Below are 15,519 nucleotides of genomic sequence, written 5' to 3'. Positions count from 1 at the left end.
ACTTTATTTCGTCATCATTCAATTAAGTTGAATATTGTGTTATAAATTCTAAATTATTATCTTAGCCGACTTAATTTTATAAAGTTTAAATGGATCTTTTTGAAAAGATAAAAAACAACAGAGGTCCTCTAGGACAATATGCCAAAAGTACACACGGGTACTTTACTTTCCCTAAGTTAGAAGGTGAAATTTCTAATAAAATGTTTTTCAGAGGTAAAGAGGTACTGGTATGGAGTGTAAACAACTATATAGGCTTATCAAATCAGCCTGAAGTTAGAAAAGCAGATGAACAAGCTTCCAAGGAATGGGGACTTGGTTATCCAATGGGTTCCAGAATGATGTCTGGTAACACCAATTACCACGAAGAACTAGAGAATAATTTATCTGCTTTCATGCGTAAAGAAGATACCATCCTTTTAAACTTTGGTTATCAAGGTATGTTATCTTCAATTGATGCTCTCGTTGACCGTAAAGACGTTATTGTATATGATAGTGAATGCCATGCTTGTATTATTGACGGGGTTCGTCTTCATCAAGGAAAACGCTTTGTATTCCCACACAATAACATTGATAACTTTGAGAAACAGCTAGAAAGGGCTAATAAAATAGTTGAGGAAACTGGTGGAGGAATACTTGTTATTACTGAAGGAGTTTTCGGTATGTCTGGTGATTTAGGTAAAATCAGAGAAATTTCTCAATTAAAATCCAAATTTAACTTCAGATTATTTGTTGATGATGCTCATGGTTTTGGTACTATGGGTGAGCATGGCTACGGAACGGGTGAACACCTTCAATGCCATGACGAAATTGATATTTACTTTGGAACATTTGCCAAGTCAATGGCTAGCATAGGTGCTTTTATATCCTCTACTGAAGATGTTGTTGAGTATTTGAGATATAATATGCGTTCTCAAATTTTCGCTAAATCACTTCCTACTCCACTAGTTATTGGAGCTATTAAACGATTAGAGTTATTGCAAAATAAGACTGAATTAAAAGATCAGTTATGGAATATTGCCAATAAACTCCAATCTGGACTTAAGGATGCAGGATTTAACATAGGAAATACTGAATCTGCTGTTACACCAGTTTACTTATCTGGCGGTGTTGGTGAAGCAACTAATCTTACTTTAGATTTAAGAGAAAATTATGGCATATTTTGTTCGATAGTCACATATCCTGTTGTTCCTAAAGGTGTAATCTTATTACGATTAATTCCTACAGCTATACATACGCTTGAAGACGTTCAATATACCATTGAATCCTTTACTTCCATTAAAGATAAACTAGAAAATGGAGAATATATTTCTGAAAAGTTAGCTAGCTTTTAAGATTATCTAAACCCTTTTTAATTGTATTTTCAATCGAGTCAGAGGCTTTCACTAAAGGCAATCTAACATTATCCCCACAGATATTGAGTAGCTTTAACATCTTCTTAATACCCGCAGGGTTTCCTTCAGAAAATAATGGATTAACAAAATCTAATATTTTGTAGTGTAATTCTCTAGCTTCCTCTACACTATTATCATCTAGGGCATAGCTTACCATTGTTGAAAATTCTTTAGGTAAGCCTTGTCCAAGTACTGAAATCACTCCTTTTCCTCCCATTGCTATAATAGGAAGTGTAATAGCGTCATCACCAGAAAGCACATTAAAACCTGAAGGTTTATTTTTAATTATATCCATTATTTGAGACATATCTCCGCTAGCTTCTTTAATAGCTATAATATTATCAAAATCATTTGCCAGTCGTAATGTGGTTTCTGCAGACATATTTGAAGATGTTCTGCCAGGTACATTGTATAAAATGATTGGTAATGGTGACTTTTCTGAAATAGCCTTAAAATGTTGGTAAATACCTTCTTGAGTAGGTTTGTTATAAGATGGCGAAACGGAAAGTATGGCGTCAACACCATTTAAATTATAGTTAGAAAATGATTCTATTACAGCAGAAGTATTGTTACCACCAATACCTAAGATAATGGGCAAATTATTGTCATTAATCTTTTTTACATGTTCTAGAACTTGACTTTTTTCATCATTTGATAGAGTAACACTTTCTCCAGTTGTACCCATTACAACTAAAAAATCTATGTTACCGGCAATACAGTGATTAATTAATCGAGTTAAACCATCAAAATCAATTGATAAATCTGTTTTAAAAGGAGTAACTAATGCTACTCCTGTGCCAAAAATTTTAGGATGCATGTTTTTTATTTATTAAGTTCAAATAGTGTTTTACTTCATTTATTAATGCTGATAGAGTGTCTTTTTTAACATCTATCATCATATCGTAAATTGATAAATCTTGTTCGTACTTACCCACCTTAAATTTTGCTCTTGACCCTCCTGCAAGGTACTTTACTGGCACACAATTACTTGTACATAGATTTATTAAAATGTCGTAATCTTTCTCCAGAAAATTCTTAATGATATAATTCTGAGGTTTGTAATACCAGTTTAAATCTTTAAGAAAAAAGAAATCAAATTGTAGCATTGGCATATGATGATGCGTCAATTCATTTTTATTGACAAAGCCAAGTGCTTTAACGTCCTTTTTAGATTGAAAAAGCTCATTTGCAAATTCACTCACCATCATCATATCATCAATGTCTGTAGCGTCGTATAATATTCCAATCGATTTTGCTGTATTAAAATTGTGAACTTCTCTAATACGATTGTTATGTTTTAAATCGCGTTTAAAAACATACTCTCCTACTTTTTGTTTTATATCTTCAATAAACTGAATTGGCATCAACTTATTTTTTTAATGAATTCATCTTCTGATAATAATGGCACGTTTAATGATTCGGCTTTTTTTAATTTACTTGGCCCCATATTCTGCCCTGCGACTACAAAAGTAGTTTTTTTAGAAATTGAACCTACATTTTTTCCGCCATGTTGTTCAATTATTTTTTTTAGTTCATCTCTAGTATACATTTCAAACACGCCAGAAATAACAATTGACATACCTAAGAGCTTGTCAGAAATAGCTTTTTTATCTTCTCCAATCTCGAATGTTAAACCATTTTCTTTGAGTTGCCGAACAAGTGTAATGTTTTCATCATTTTTAAAAAATGAGACTACACTTTCAGCAATCTTATCTCCTATCTCATCTACATTTTCTAGTTCTTCTTTTGTAGCTCTAATTATATTATCTATATGATGATATTCTTTAACTAATACTTTAGAAACAGTTTCCCCAACAAATCGAATTCCTAAGGCAAATAAAACCCTTTCAAATGCTATATTTTTAGATTGTTCTAAGCCTAAAATTATATTTCTTGCCCACTTCTCTCCGTCTTTTTTAAATGGTAATAAATCTTCTTTTTTTAACTTGTATAAATCGGATAAGTTCTTTATCAGGCCATTAGTGAATAATAAATCTATTGTTTCTGGACCTATACTAACAATATTTAAGGCTTTTTTACTGATAAAATGTTCAAATCTACTTTTGATTTGTGGTGGACAATTTATTTCGTTTGGACAATAATGTTTGGCATCACCATCTGTTCTGACTAGCTCACTATTACACTCTGGGCAGTGGGTTATGTAAACCGTTGGTCTAGAGAATAAATTCCTTTCCTTTATTGCTACACCAATTATTTTTGGAATTATTTCCCCGCCTTTTTCTACAAATACTTTATCACCTACTCTTATATCAAGCTTTTCAATTTGATCAGCATTATGTAAGGATGCTCGTTTTACAATCGTACCGGCTAATAATACAGGCTCTAAATTTGCGACTGGAGTAATTGCTCCTGTCCTTCCAACTTGATAGCTTATTTCATTTAATGTAGTTGAAACTTGCTCGGCTTTGAATTTGTATGCAATTGCCCATCTGGGGCTTTTGGCGGTAAAACCCATTTGATCTTGTAATTTTAGGTCATTTACCTTTATTACTATTCCATCAATATCATAAGGTAAATCGTGTCTTTTTTTATCCCAATACTGTACAAATTCAATCACCTTTTCAATGGATGTACACACAGTGGTTTCAGATGGAATTTTGAAGCCCCATTTTTTAGCTTCTTGTAAATTATTGTAATGGATTTTGTGGGGCAATTCTTTTCCTAACAAATAATACAGAAAACAATCTAATGGACGTTTTGCAACCTCTTTACTGTCTTGCATTTTTAAACTACCAGACGCGGCATTTCTTGGATTAGCAAATGGCTCTAAATCTTCAGAAATTCGAGCTTTATTCATTTCTTTAAAACCTTTGTGTGGTAGAAATATCTCTCCTCTTATTTCAAATGAATTTGGAAAGTCACCATTTAGTTTCAAAGGAATACTTTTTATAGTTTTTACATTAGTGGTAACATCATCACCCTCCGTTCCATTTCCTCTAGTAAGAGCCTGTACTAACTCGCCATTTTCATATGTTAAACTAATTGATACTCCATCGTATTTTAATTCACAAACGTATTCTATATCAGTCTCTACCAGTTTTGAAATTCGTTTGTCAAAATCGTAGAGTTCTTCTGATGAATAAGTGTTGCCTAAAGACAACATTCTGTATTTGTGAGGGACTGTTTTAAAAGATTTTACTAACTCTCCTCCTACTCGTTGTGAAGGTGAATTAGCATCAAACAATTCTGGATGATTATTCTCAAGCTCGATAAGCTCTTCTAGCATAATATCAAAATCAAAATCGCTGATAATAGGTTTATCTAACACATAGTAATTATAATTGTGTTGTTTTAATTCGGACCTCAAAAATATAATGCGTTCTTCTGCTCTCATCACATTTCGAATTTACAACTTCCAAACGGCTTTTACCATCCTATTTTTGCCTTGCATATCTTTTTTTATTAAGATATCATGAAATGAATTCTTCTCTAATAAATCCTTTACTTCAAAGCCTTTTTGTTCATTTATTTCAAAAAATAACACTCCTCCATCTTCTAAATTTTCTTTAGAAAATTCAATAATTCGTTTATAGTAGTGTAGAGCGTTATCGTCATTTACAAAAAGAGCTAAATCAGGCTCATACTTTAAAACATTTTTTTGTATTTGAGCTTTTTCACTTTCCAAAACATATGGCGGATTACTTACTATTAAATCAAATTTATTGTCAAACGTTTTATCTTCAAAAATATCGTGTAATGAAAAGTTTACAGATACATTATTTACCTTAGCATTATACATTGCTATTTCTAGTGCATCTGATGAAATATCTAAAGCACTCATCTTTATATTTGAAAATTTAGCCAATGAAATAGCTATGCAACCACTTCCTGTACCAATGTCTAAACCTCTTTTGAACGTACTTTTTTGAATCCATCTGATAAGCTCTTCCGTCTCAGGTCTAGGAATCAAACACTTTGGACTAACCTTAAACGTAAGTCCATAAAAGTTACATTCTCCAAAAATGTATTGAATAGGCTCATGTTTTTTTAATCTTGAAATAATATCTTCAAAGGAATTTATAACGTTATCAGGAAGAGGATAATTAGCCTTTAATAGCCATTCTGATCTACTGTATTCTAAGAGTGAATCTATGCACCAATATGCCAAGCCATCAATTTCATTATCAGAGTAAATAGACTGTAATTCGGATTTAAATAAAGGCAATATATCTTTGGACATTTTCATCCGACCAATTTAGTTATTTTTGTGCGTGTTGATGGACGAAAAATATATGAAGATGAGTATTGATTTGGCTTTAAAAGGTTTTCCACACGCCATGCCAAATCCTCTAGTAGGTTGTATCATTGTACATCAAAATAAAATTATTGGTCGAGGTTACCATCAGAAACATGGAGAACATCACGCTGAAGTAAATGCTATAAATAATGTTGAAGATAAATCTCTTTTGAGTGATTCTACCCTTTATGTTACTCTAGAACCATGTGCTCATTTTGGTAAAACACCGCCCTGTGCTAACTTAATCGTTAAATCAAATATTCCTAGAGTTGTAATTGGTAGTTTGGATACTTTCTCAGAGGTAAATGGTAAAGGGATTGAAACTTTAAAGCATGGTGGAATTAATGTAAAAACATCTGTTTTGGAAAATGAATGCAGAGCCATAAATCAACGATTTTTTACATTTCATGAGAAAAAACGTCCTTATATCATTTTAAAATGGGCGAAATCAATTGATGGTTTCATAGCTCCAATTAATCAGTCTGAACCCTTTTGGATGACAGGAAAAGAATCAAAAAAATTAGTTCATCAATGGCGAAGTGAAGAAGCTGCCATTTTGGTAGGAAAAAATACTGTAATTAAAGATAATCCATTGCTAACTACTAGAGAAATTAAAGGGAAAAACCCTATTAGAATTGTTATTGACAAAGACCTTTCTTTAGATTCAAAACATGCTATTTTTAATTCTGACTCTACTACCCTTACAGTGAATGCTCATACTGAAAACGATACGCACATAAAAATTGATTTCAATTCATTTTTTCCTTCTTTAATGAATGTTTTGCATTCAAGAGGTATTCAATCGTTAATTGTAGAAGGTGGAGCAAAAACTCTTAATTCATTTATAGCATCAAATTATTGGGATGAGGCCAAGGTTTTCACCTCTAAAATAGAATTAGAAAACGGTATACAAAGTCCTGTAATAGAGAAAGATATAATGAATTCGAGTTGGATTGGAGAAGATAAATTAGATTATTACTACAATTTATGATAGACTTAACCTTATCAATTGTTTTCACTATCTGTTTATTCTTATTTTTTAAAGAGTTTGATAGAAGAAACATAAACACCTTACAAGCTATTACCTTTAATTACTTGAGTGCTGGTATCTTATCCGTTCTTTTAGGTCATTCTGGGTATAATTACGAAAATATAATTTCTACGGATTGGTTTTTACCGACATTTCTTCTAGGAATATTTTTTATCGTTATGTTTAATGTAATGGCATTGACTACACAACGACTAGGCGTAACAGTTGGTTCATTAGCTAGTAAAATGTCATTAATAATACCTGTTCTAGCAGCTTTATTGTTTCAAGGTGATAAATGGACTTTACTAAAGGTTATTGGTATTTCTATAGCACTTGTATCCGTTTACCTTACCGTTAAAAAAGACGAGCATCAAAAAGGACCAATATATTTAGCTCTGGTATTATTTATTGGTGCAGGTTTACTAGATACAGTTTTATCACATATTCAGTATTTATATTTGGATTCTCCTCAATCTAAAGATTACTTCACTTCTACTGTGTTTTTAGTTGCTTTTGGTGTTGGTGGACTTTTATTATTAATTAAAAAGCAAAAACTAACAGTAAAAAACATAATTGCAGGTATACTTCTAGGAATACCCAATTACTTTAGTATATTTTTTGTGTTAAGAAGCTTAGATTCTATGGAGTCGAGTTTGGTTTTTCCTATTCTTAATATTGGGGTTGTTATTTTATCTGCATTAATTGGATGGGGTTATTACAAAGAACATCTCTCAAGGCTTAATTGGCTAGGTGTTACATTGGCAATTTCATCCATCTACATCTTGATATACGCCTAAATGAGTATTGACGATTCATATCTTGAAGTTGTTGGCAGTTCAAAAGGCCTATTTAAAGACAAAGGCAGTAAATTTATCGCTTATGCATATTCCGTAAAAACTGAGGAAGAGGTTAAACAGCGCCTTGCCGATGTGAAAAAACTAGAATATGCTGCGCGTCATCATTGTTATGCTTACATCATAAACCCTGATAAATCGACACAACGTGATAGCGATGATGGCGAGCCATCCAATACAGCAGGGAAACCCATTTTAGGACAGTTACTTTCTAGAGAAATAACCAACACTTTGGTAGTAGTTGTGCGATACTTTGGCGGTGTAAAATTAGGCGTTAGCGGTCTCATTACTGCATATAGAGCAGCAACTTCAGAAGCACTAGAGAATATCACTATTGAAAAACGTTTTGTAAAAGATGTCTTTACCGTTCATTTTAAATACCCAGAGATGAACAATGTTATGCGCTTGGTAAAAGACAATGGCTTGGAAATAATTAAACAAGATTTTGAATTAGAATGCGCTCTTACCTTTTGTGTTAAAAAGAGTCAGTCTGAAAAAATACAAAGTATATTTGCCCTCAATCATTTATTGACTCTAAAATTCATAAAAACGATTTAATGGAATTACTCAAAACCTTATGTCATATTCATGCTCCTTCAGGAGAAGAATCTGCACTTTCAGAATTTTTACTGAATTACATTAACTCTAACAAGTCTTCTTGGAAGATTCAGCCTAAAGTCTACAATGGCGATGGCTTTCAAGATTGTATTGTACTTGTTTTTGGGAAGCCCACTACAGCAATTTTTGCTCATATGGATAGTATTGGATTTACAGCAAAGTACGAAAATGAAATTGTAAAGATTGGCGGTCCTGTCACTACTGAAGGTATAACACTTATCGGAGAGGATTCTGAAGGAAAGATTGAAGAAAACATTATCCATAAAGAAGATGAAAAAGGCAATAAATCTTTACATATTGGAGGACGATTTGTAGAAAGAGGTACAAGTTTAACCTTTAAACCTGATTTTAGAGAGTCTGACGATTTTGTTGAATGTTGCTATATGGATAATCGTTTGGGTGTATGGAATGCTCTAAAAGTGGCTGAAACACTAGAAAATGGTATAATTTGTTTTTCATCCTGGGAAGAACATGGTGGTGGTTCAGTAGGTTATCTTGCTAAATTCATTTATGAAAAGTATGGCGTAAAGCAAGCCCTTATTTCAGATATTACATGGGTCACCGAAGGGGTAAAACATGGAAAAGGCGTAGCTATATCAATGCGTGATAGCGGTATTCCAAGAAAAAGCTATGTCAATAAAATCATCAATTTAGCTAAACAAAGTCAAATTCCTTTTCAACTAGAAGTAGAAAATGCAGGTGGCAGCGATGGTAATGCTTTACAACGTTCTCCCTACCCTTTTGATTGGTGCTTTATTGGTGCTCCTGAAGATAATGTTCATAGTCCTGATGAAAAGGTACATAAATCAGATATTGAATCTATGCTTAAGATGTATGATTATCTAATGAAGAATCTGTAATTAAACGAATAGCAAAAACAGAAGCGCATGCTCCTAAGGTTGTAGCTGTAATATAGATCCACAAGTGAGCTAGATGTCCAGAAACCAATGCTGGTGCTAATGAACGTGCTGGATTCATGGAGGCTCCTGAAACAGGTCCAGCAAAAATAGCTTCAAAAGCCACCACCATTCCAATTACAAAACCTGTCATCACTCCCACTTCTTTGCTTCCTTCTGACATAAGCAGAATAACGAACATCAATATAAATGTCAATATGAATTCCATTATGAAGCTTTGCTCCCAATTGCCTGCAGGTAATGTTGCTCCAAGCAATTCGTGTTGAGGAAACATAAAAGAGAGCGTTAAACTGGCTAAAATTGCGCCAGTAAATTGAGATACTAAATACGGCAAAACTTCCTTACCACTAAAGCGTTTGCTTACCCAAAAAGCAATACTCACGGCGGGATTAATATGAGCCCCTGAAATACTTCCTATACAATAAATAACCGCCATGACCACCAATCCAAAAGTCAATCCGATACCTAAATGAGATACAGATCCATAAACGTCGTTGACAATCATGGCTCCTGTACCAGCAAAAACCATAATATAGGTTCCTAAACATTCTGCCCAATACTTTTTCATAAACCAAAAGATTTTAACTGATTAATTAAGTCGGTAGGTGCTGAACAAGGTTTGTTCTTTTGCATATCAACAAAAACTAATACGACTTGTGCCTCGTTGATTTTGATATCAGATGAGTTAAAGGTTTCAAAATAAAAATGAATACGAGCTTTTGGCATTTCCTTGATGAACAATTTTATTGTTAACTCTTCATCGTAAAAAGCAGGTTTAAAAAACTTAGTAGAATAGGAAAGGACAGGAAGCATAACGCCACTGTCCTCCATTTCCTTATAACTAACCCCCAAACTTCTGAGAGCTTCTACCCTGGCTACTTCAAAATAAGTAGCGTAGTTACCATAATAGACATAGCCCATCTTATCCGTTTCGGCATATCGAACTCGTATGTTGGTTTGGTGTGAAAACATTATTACTCTTCAGACTTAGGATTATTGTTTTTCTTCTCCTCTTGCTTCTTCATCGCTTCACCAATCTGATTACTTGCCGTAAATGAAGCCACCATATTATTAAGCATATCCGAACCTGCTTGAGGAGAATTAGGAAGTAAAATCAAATTACTATTAGTATCTGCTCCCACTGCCTGTAAAGTATCATAGTGTTGGGTTACTACAATTAGTGCCGAAGCCTCTTGAGAATTGATTCCCACTTTATTAAGAACTTCTACAGATTCTTCCAAACCTCTGGCAATTTCTCGTCTTTGATCAGCAATACCCTGCCCCTGCAAACGCTTACTTTCTGCCTCTGCCTTAGCCTTTTCAACAATCAAAATACGAGCTGCATCACCTTCATATTGAGCCGCTACCTTTTCTCTTTCGGCAGCATTGATACGATTCATCGCATTTTTTACTTGAGCATCAGGATCAATATCAGTAACTAGCGTCTTGATGATGTCGTAACCGTATTCAATCATAGCATCATTTAGTTCAGACTTAACGGCAATAGCAATATCGTTTTTCTTTTCAAAAACATCATCTAACTTCATCTTTGGTACTTCAGCACGAATAACATCAAATACATAAGAGGTAATTTGATCATGAGGATAATCGAGCTTGTAAAAAGCTTCATAGACTTTATCTTTTATAACCTGAAATTGAACCGAAACTTTCAGTTTAACAAATACATCGTCTTTAGTCTTAGTTTCAACAACTACATCCAATTGCTGAATCTTTAAACTTAGCTTACCCGCAATTCTATCAATAACAGGTATTTTTAATTGTAAACCCGAATGACGAATAGAAGTGAATTTACCAAAACGTTCAATAACAGCTGAAGTTTGTTGTTTTACAATAAAGAAAATTAGCGGAAGTAATACAACCGCAAGTACAGAGAAAATAATAAATGAGTTCATAATATTTAGAAAATTTTGGTTCACAACAAATCTAAATAATTAGTTAGCCCGTTAGTAATTTTCAATATTAAATAATCAATATTTTTTTAACATACCATATTGTTTAAATAATTAGATTTGTGTCATGCAGTTCATTTACCTACTTCTTGCTTTAGCATTACTCAATCAGCCTTCTTTTGAATACAATTCAATGGATCGAAACGTATTTGATGTACAATCCGTTATAGATAGCTCTATGCACTACACCATATTGCCTTACAAGCAACAGCTTGACTCTCTTATGAATGTGGTATTGTGTTATGCAGCAACAGATTTAGGAAAAGGAAAACCAGAAAGTTTGCTTGGAAATTGGACGTCTGACGCTTGCTTAGATATAGCTCAAGAAATGACTGACGATTTTGATATAGACATTTCTTTTTTCAATACTGGTGGTCTAAGGAGTTCATTAGCTCAGGGAAATATTACAAAACGAGATATTTATAAGCTTATGCCTTTTGAAAATGAACTTGTTGTTTTAGAACTTAATAAAGAAGAATTTATGTCTTTAAAGAGTTATTTTACTTATACCGAAGGTCAGCCCATTGCATTTTCTGATAACTTCTCAATTGAAGACTCTGTTTTTCAGGTCCTCACAACCGATTATTTAGCAAATGGTGGAGATAAGATGAGTTTTTTTAATAACAAAGAGCAACATAAAGTAGGCGTGAAAATGCGAGATGCACTAATAGAATACTGCCTAAAAAACGATACAATTTCATCATCTTTTGATTCAAGACATTTAATATTATTCAATGACAACTAGAAGAAAATTTGTAAAAAACATACTCTTTGGAAGTACACTAGTTGGACTGTCGCCTTTAAGAGCTTTCGCATCTGACAGAGAATTAGTGAAAATAAGTATACTTCATACAAACGACATGCACAGCAACATTGAGCCCTTTACTTCTGGAAGAAATAAAGGCTTAGGTGGTATGCAGCAACTATCGTCAATGATTAAAAAAATACGGAATGAAGAAAGCAATATTCTACTACTTGATGCTGGTGATGTTTTTCAAGGAACCCCCTACTTCAATTTATTTGGCGGCGAATTAGAGTTTAAATTAATGAGTGAAATGGGTTACGATGCCATCACTTTAGGTAATCACGATTTCGATAATGGTATTGACGGATTGGTTAAACAAATGAAGCATGCCAATTTTTCTTTCATATCGTCTAACTATGATTTTACGGATACTGAATTAGAAGGGAAAGTATTACCCCATCAAATATTTAAAAAAGAAGGAATAAAAATTGGAATATTTGGCATTGGTATTGAACTTGACGGACTTGTTGATGCTAGCCTTTGTGAAGGCGTAAAGTACATTGACCCAGTAAGTATTGCCAATGCTAAAGCGAAATACTTAAAAACTAAAGAACACTGCGATATAGTCGTTTGTCTTTCACACTTAGGATTCAAGTATAAGTCTGAAAAAATAAGCGATATCAAGTTAGCAGAGCAAACATCTAATATTGATTTAATCATTGGTGGACACACTCATTCCTTTCTAAATAAACCAGTAATTATCAAAAATAAGAACCAAAATGACGTGCTTATTAGTCAGGTTGGCTTTGGTGCAATAAAACTGGGAAAAATTGATTTTTATTTTAACAAAAAAAACTTGTCAATTACCAATTCAATTCATACTTTTAAAGCTGCTTCCATTGATGTGTTTTCATAAGCAGTATTTTTGACCATTCTTAACTAGAATATTATTTTTCAATACTGTAAAAAAAAAATAAAAGTCAATACCTAAATTATTTTTTTTTTAACTTTTTTGTTAACACATTTGCCCCTTCTACATAAGCCAATGATAACTCACTTAAATTGAAAGTTGAATTATTAATTAATTGTGATAATGGTAGAAGAAAAAGTTTTCGAGATTGTATGGAGAAATTGTTTAAGTATAATAAAAGATAATGTTAGCCCACAGTCATATAAAACTTGGTTTGAACCCATAAAAGCTATTCGTTTAAAGTCTAGCATCCTTACTATTCAAGTACCTTCTCAGTTCTTCTATGAGTGGCTTGAACAACATTACATTGACTTGCTAAAGAAAACCGTAAGAAAAGAATTAGGTGAAGACGGTAAATTAGAATACAGTATAGTTATGGACAATAACTATAACACCAAACCTTATATGACTAAAGTTCCTAGCTCAGGAAGAGGTAACCTTAAGAATACACCTATTCATATGCCTATTAACATTAATGAGACTTCAATACGAAATCCATTTGTTATTCCAGGCCTAAAGAAAATACAAGTTGATCCACAGCTTAATGCAAACTTCTCTTTTAACACTTTTGTTGAAGGAGATTGCAACAGACTAGCACGTTCAGCTGGCTATGCAGTAGCTCAAAAACCTGGTGGAACATCCTTTAACCCATTATTAATTTATGGGAACGGTGGATTAGGAAAAACACACCTTGCCAATGCAATTGGAATTGAAGTAAAGAATCTATTTCCAGAAAAGACCGTTTTATATGTCTCAGCCGACAAATTTCAAACACAATTTGTTGACTCCATAATGGATAACAAGAAGAATGACTTTATTCATTTCTACCAATCAATAGATGTATTAATTATTGATGATGTTCAGTTTTTTGCTGGAAAAGAAAAAACTCAAGATGCTTTCTTCCACATTTTCAATCACTTGCACCAAAACGGCAAACAGATAATTCTAACTTCTGACAAAGCACCTGTAGATATGCAAGGCGTAGAACAGCGATTACTTTCTCGATTCAAATGGGGTTTATCTGCCGATTTGCAATCGCCAGATTTAGAAACACGTATTGCTATTCTCAAGAAAAAATTATACAACGATGGTATTGAAATGCCATACGAAGTTGTAGAATATATCGCCTACTCTATCACTACTAACGTTAGAGAATTAGAAGGCGCATTAATTTCACTTTTAGCTCAATCTTCTCTAAACAAGAAAAATATTACTATTGATTTAGCTAAAGAAATGTTAGATAAATTTGTCAAAAATACGGCAAGAGAAATATCTATCGATTACATACAAAAAGTAGTGTGTGATTATTTCGACATCCCAATTGAATTAATGAAATCCAAAACAAGAAAACGAGAAATTGTACAAGCCAGACAATTGGCCATGTATTTCTCTAAACAGCTAACCAAAAACTCTCTTGCGAATATTGGAATACATTGTGGAAATAAAGATCATGCCACTGTTCTACATGCTTGCAAAACCGTCAATAATCTAATTGATACGGACAAACAATTCAGAGCATTTGTTAACGACATTGAAAAAAAGTTAACACTTAACTAATCCTAATCAAACTTCAGTACTATGAAAATACTGTTTGTTTGCTTAGGAAATATATGCCGTTCCCCTTTAGCTGAAGGCATCCTTAGGAAATTATCCCCAGAACTAGAAATAGATTCAGCCGGCACAAGTAACTTTCATATTGGCAGTCAGCCTGATTATAGAATGATAGAAACTGCCAAACAGTATGATATTGATATTTCAGGATTAGCTGCAAGACAATTCACCAAAAAAGATTTTGACTATTTTGATAGGATAATTGTAATGGATGCTGCTAATTACAGGAACGTTATTCGATTGGCTAAAGATGATAATGATAAATGCAAAGTTAAATTTGCATTAGAAGAAAATAAAGATGTTCCTGACCCCTATTTTGGAGGTAAAGAAGGTTTTGAAAAGGTATATCAATTACTTTTTAATGCTTGCCAACAAATTTTAAATTCAATTGAAAAAAGGTAAACTAATATTAATTCCTTGCACACTTGGCAATAGTGAAGTGTCTTCTGTCTTGCCTCCAGACAATATCAATGAAATAAATAGCTGTAACACGTTTATCGTTGAAAATCTTAGGTCAGCACGTCGTTATCTGGTAAAAGCTGGTATTACGACCAAAATTGACGATTTACACTTTCATTTACTCAACAAGCATACTGACCAATCAGACTTGCATACAATGCTAAATGCAGCACTTAAAGGCGAAAATATTGGACTTCTTTCCGAGGCTGGTTGTCCAGGTATAGCAGACCCAGGTTCAGATATCGTAAAATTAGCACATTCTAATAATATTCAAGTGGTTCCATTGGTTGGCCCCTCATCTATCCTATTAGCCTTAATGGCATCTGGCATGAACGGGCAAAATTTTGCTTTTATTGGATATCTTCCTAAGGATAAATCTGAACGCATTAAACGCATACAATTTTTAGAGAATTTATCGTTTAGACAGAATCAGACTCAGATATTTATTGAAACGCCTTTTAGGAATAACCATATGCTTGAAGACTTATGTAAGCATTGTCAATCAAATACAACTATTTGTATTGCTACCAACTTAAGTACAGAAAATGAACAGATTATTAGAGGAAAAGTAAAAAATATAAAGTCAAAAAATTACGATTTAAATAAAAAACCTAGTGTTTTTTTAATCCACAAATACTAAAACATTGATTTTTTCATTTAATTATATATATATTACCAACGTTTAAACACAAACCT

17 protein-coding genes are annotated in these 15,519 nt (G+C 33.0%); 10 read left to right on the top strand and 7 right to left on the bottom strand.

From position 1 onward, the window contains the following. The first annotated feature begins 89 nt into the window (after positions 1-89). The gene (locus ISP73_01675; protein MBL6657293.1) at positions 90-1,331 is read left to right on the top strand and encodes an aminotransferase class I/II-fold pyridoxal phosphate-dependent enzyme; all 1,242 of its coding nucleotides are present in this window, start codon (positions 90-92) and stop codon (positions 1,329-1,331) included. Here ISP73_01675 and ISP73_01670 read toward each other — a convergent pair. From ISP73_01670 to prmC, 4 genes are read right to left on the bottom strand one after another with little or no spacing between them, the layout of a single operon-like run. Next, a complete protein-coding gene (locus ISP73_01670; GenBank protein MBL6657292.1) occupies positions 1,321-2,208 on the bottom strand; it encodes a 4-hydroxy-tetrahydrodipicolinate synthase in 888 nt (295 codons plus the stop codon). The genes ISP73_01675 and ISP73_01670 overlap by 11 nt on opposite strands. After that, positions 2,198-2,755, bottom strand: coding sequence for a hypothetical protein (locus ISP73_01665; GenBank protein MBL6657291.1), 558 nt, complete (start codon positions 2,753-2,755; stop codon positions 2,198-2,200). The genes ISP73_01670 and ISP73_01665 overlap by 11 nt, the downstream gene beginning before the upstream one ends. Next, positions 2,755-4,746 carry an NAD-dependent DNA ligase LigA gene (gene ligA / locus ISP73_01660; protein ID MBL6657290.1) on the bottom strand — a complete coding sequence of 664 codons (1,992 nt, stop codon included), beginning with the start codon at positions 4,744-4,746 and terminating at the stop codon, positions 2,755-2,757. The genes ISP73_01665 and ligA overlap by 1 nt, the downstream gene beginning before the upstream one ends. Positions 4,747-4,758: 12 nt before the next feature. Next, entirely contained in the window at positions 4,759-5,598 is an 840-nt protein-coding gene (prmC, locus tag ISP73_01655) for a peptide chain release factor N(5)-glutamine methyltransferase (protein ID MBL6657289.1), read from the bottom strand. A 25-nt stretch (positions 5,599-5,623) separates the two neighbouring features. On the opposite strand from prmC, the gene ribD reads away from it, so the two are divergent. Genes ribD through ISP73_01635 form a run of 4 tightly spaced genes read left to right on the top strand, consistent with a single transcriptional unit; the run spans position 5,624 to position 9,011 of the window. Beyond that, positions 5,624-6,640 carry a bifunctional diaminohydroxyphosphoribosylaminopyrimidine deaminase/5-amino-6-(5-phosphoribosylamino)uracil reductase RibD gene (ribD, locus tag ISP73_01650; GenBank protein ID MBL6657288.1) on the top strand — a complete coding sequence of 339 codons (1,017 nt, stop codon included), beginning with the start codon at positions 5,624-5,626 and terminating at the stop codon, positions 6,638-6,640. Further along, a complete protein-coding gene (locus ISP73_01645) occupies positions 6,637-7,476 on the top strand; it encodes a DMT family transporter (protein MBL6657287.1) in 840 nt (279 codons plus the stop codon). The genes ribD and ISP73_01645 overlap by 4 nt, the downstream gene beginning before the upstream one ends. Then, positions 7,477-8,091, top strand: a complete 615-nt coding sequence (locus ISP73_01640; GenBank protein ID MBL6657286.1) for a YigZ family protein — start codon at positions 7,477-7,479, stop codon at positions 8,089-8,091. Next, complete coding sequence (locus ISP73_01635; GenBank protein ID MBL6657285.1) at positions 8,091-9,011, top strand: M20/M25/M40 family metallo-hydrolase; 921 nt, start codon at positions 8,091-8,093, stop codon at positions 9,009-9,011. Before ISP73_01640 ends, ISP73_01635 begins: the two co-directional genes overlap by 1 nt. Here ISP73_01635 and ISP73_01630 read toward each other — a convergent pair. Genes ISP73_01630 through ISP73_01620 form a run of 3 tightly spaced genes read right to left on the bottom strand, consistent with a single transcriptional unit; the run spans position 8,977 to position 10,981 of the window. After that, positions 8,977-9,636, bottom strand: a complete 660-nt coding sequence (locus ISP73_01630) for an MIP family channel protein (GenBank protein ID MBL6657284.1) — start codon at positions 9,634-9,636, stop codon at positions 8,977-8,979. The genes ISP73_01635 and ISP73_01630 overlap by 35 nt on opposite strands. Next, positions 9,633-10,040, bottom strand: coding sequence for an acyl-CoA thioesterase (locus ISP73_01625; protein ID MBL6657283.1), 408 nt, complete (start codon positions 10,038-10,040; stop codon positions 9,633-9,635). The genes ISP73_01630 and ISP73_01625 overlap by 4 nt, the downstream gene beginning before the upstream one ends. A gap of 2 nt (positions 10,041-10,042) precedes the next feature. Next, entirely contained in the window at positions 10,043-10,981 is a 939-nt protein-coding gene (locus tag ISP73_01620) for an SPFH domain-containing protein (protein ID MBL6657282.1), read from the bottom strand. 124 nt (positions 10,982-11,105) lie between these two features. Between ISP73_01620 and ISP73_01615 the strand changes: the two genes are divergently transcribed. From ISP73_01615 to ISP73_01595, 5 genes are all read left to right on the top strand, one after another. Beyond that, positions 11,106-11,783 carry a 5'-nucleotidase C-terminal domain-containing protein gene (locus ISP73_01615; GenBank protein MBL6657281.1) on the top strand — a complete coding sequence of 226 codons (678 nt, stop codon included), beginning with the start codon at positions 11,106-11,108 and terminating at the stop codon, positions 11,781-11,783. Then, entirely contained in the window at positions 11,773-12,699 is a 927-nt protein-coding gene (locus ISP73_01610; protein MBL6657280.1) for a metallophosphatase, read from the top strand. The genes ISP73_01615 and ISP73_01610 overlap by 11 nt, the downstream gene beginning before the upstream one ends. Positions 12,700-12,876: 177 nt before the next feature. Continuing rightward, positions 12,877-14,310 carry a chromosomal replication initiator protein DnaA gene (gene dnaA / locus ISP73_01605; GenBank protein MBL6657279.1) on the top strand — a complete coding sequence of 478 codons (1,434 nt, stop codon included), beginning with the start codon at positions 12,877-12,879 and terminating at the stop codon, positions 14,308-14,310. A gap of 21 nt (positions 14,311-14,331) precedes the next feature. Further along, on the top strand, positions 14,332-14,766 hold the full coding sequence (locus ISP73_01600; protein ID MBL6657278.1) for a low molecular weight phosphotyrosine protein phosphatase: 435 nt from the start codon (positions 14,332-14,334) through the stop codon (positions 14,764-14,766). Continuing rightward, complete coding sequence (locus tag ISP73_01595; protein MBL6657277.1) at positions 14,753-15,463, top strand: SAM-dependent methyltransferase; 711 nt, start codon at positions 14,753-14,755, stop codon at positions 15,461-15,463. Before ISP73_01600 ends, ISP73_01595 begins: the two co-directional genes overlap by 14 nt. Positions 15,464-15,519: the final 56 nt, after the last annotated feature.

This window comes from Flavobacteriales bacterium, from assembly GCA_016779935.1.
Lineage (GTDB): Bacteria > Bacteroidota > Bacteroidia > Flavobacteriales > UBA7312.
The sequence above is the reverse complement of the archived record's forward strand: the minus strand, read 5'-3'. Positions and strand labels throughout refer to the sequence as shown.

Bases quoted from the DNA above. Each gene is read 5' to 3' on its own strand.
- ISP73_01615 (MBL6657281.1), top strand. From the start codon at position 11,106: ATGCAGTTCATTTACCTACTTCTTGCTTTAGCATTACTCAATCAGCCT.
- ISP73_01665 (MBL6657291.1), bottom strand. From the start codon at position 2,755: ATGCCAATTCAGTTTATTGAAGATATAAAACAAAAAGTAGGAGAGTAT.
- ISP73_01640 (MBL6657286.1), top strand. From the start codon at position 7,477: ATGAGTATTGACGATTCATATCTTGAAGTTGTTGGCAGTTCAAAAGGC.
- ISP73_01635 (MBL6657285.1), top strand. From the start codon at position 8,091: ATGGAATTACTCAAAACCTTATGTCATATTCATGCTCCTTCAGGAGAA.
- ISP73_01670 (MBL6657292.1), bottom strand. From the start codon at position 2,208: ATGCATCCTAAAATTTTTGGCACAGGAGTAGCATTAGTTACTCCTTTT.
- ISP73_01610 (MBL6657280.1), top strand. From the start codon at position 11,773: ATGACAACTAGAAGAAAATTTGTAAAAAACATACTCTTTGGAAGTACA.
- ISP73_01625 (MBL6657283.1), bottom strand. From the start codon at position 10,040: ATGTTTTCACACCAAACCAACATACGAGTTCGATATGCCGAAACGGAT.
- ligA (MBL6657290.1), bottom strand. From the start codon at position 4,746: ATGAGAGCAGAAGAACGCATTATATTTTTGAGGTCCGAATTAAAACAA.
- ISP73_01600 (MBL6657278.1), top strand. From the start codon at position 14,332: ATGAAAATACTGTTTGTTTGCTTAGGAAATATATGCCGTTCCCCTTTA.
- ISP73_01645 (MBL6657287.1), top strand. From the start codon at position 6,637: ATGATAGACTTAACCTTATCAATTGTTTTCACTATCTGTTTATTCTTA.
- ISP73_01620 (MBL6657282.1), bottom strand. From the start codon at position 10,981: ATGAACTCATTTATTATTTTCTCTGTACTTGCGGTTGTATTACTTCCG.
- dnaA (MBL6657279.1), top strand. From the start codon at position 12,877: ATGGTAGAAGAAAAAGTTTTCGAGATTGTATGGAGAAATTGTTTAAGT.
- ISP73_01675 (MBL6657293.1), top strand. From the start codon at position 90: ATGGATCTTTTTGAAAAGATAAAAAACAACAGAGGTCCTCTAGGACAA.
- prmC (MBL6657289.1), bottom strand. From the start codon at position 5,598: ATGAAAATGTCCAAAGATATATTGCCTTTATTTAAATCCGAATTACAG.
- ISP73_01630 (MBL6657284.1), bottom strand. From the start codon at position 9,636: ATGAAAAAGTATTGGGCAGAATGTTTAGGAACCTATATTATGGTTTTT.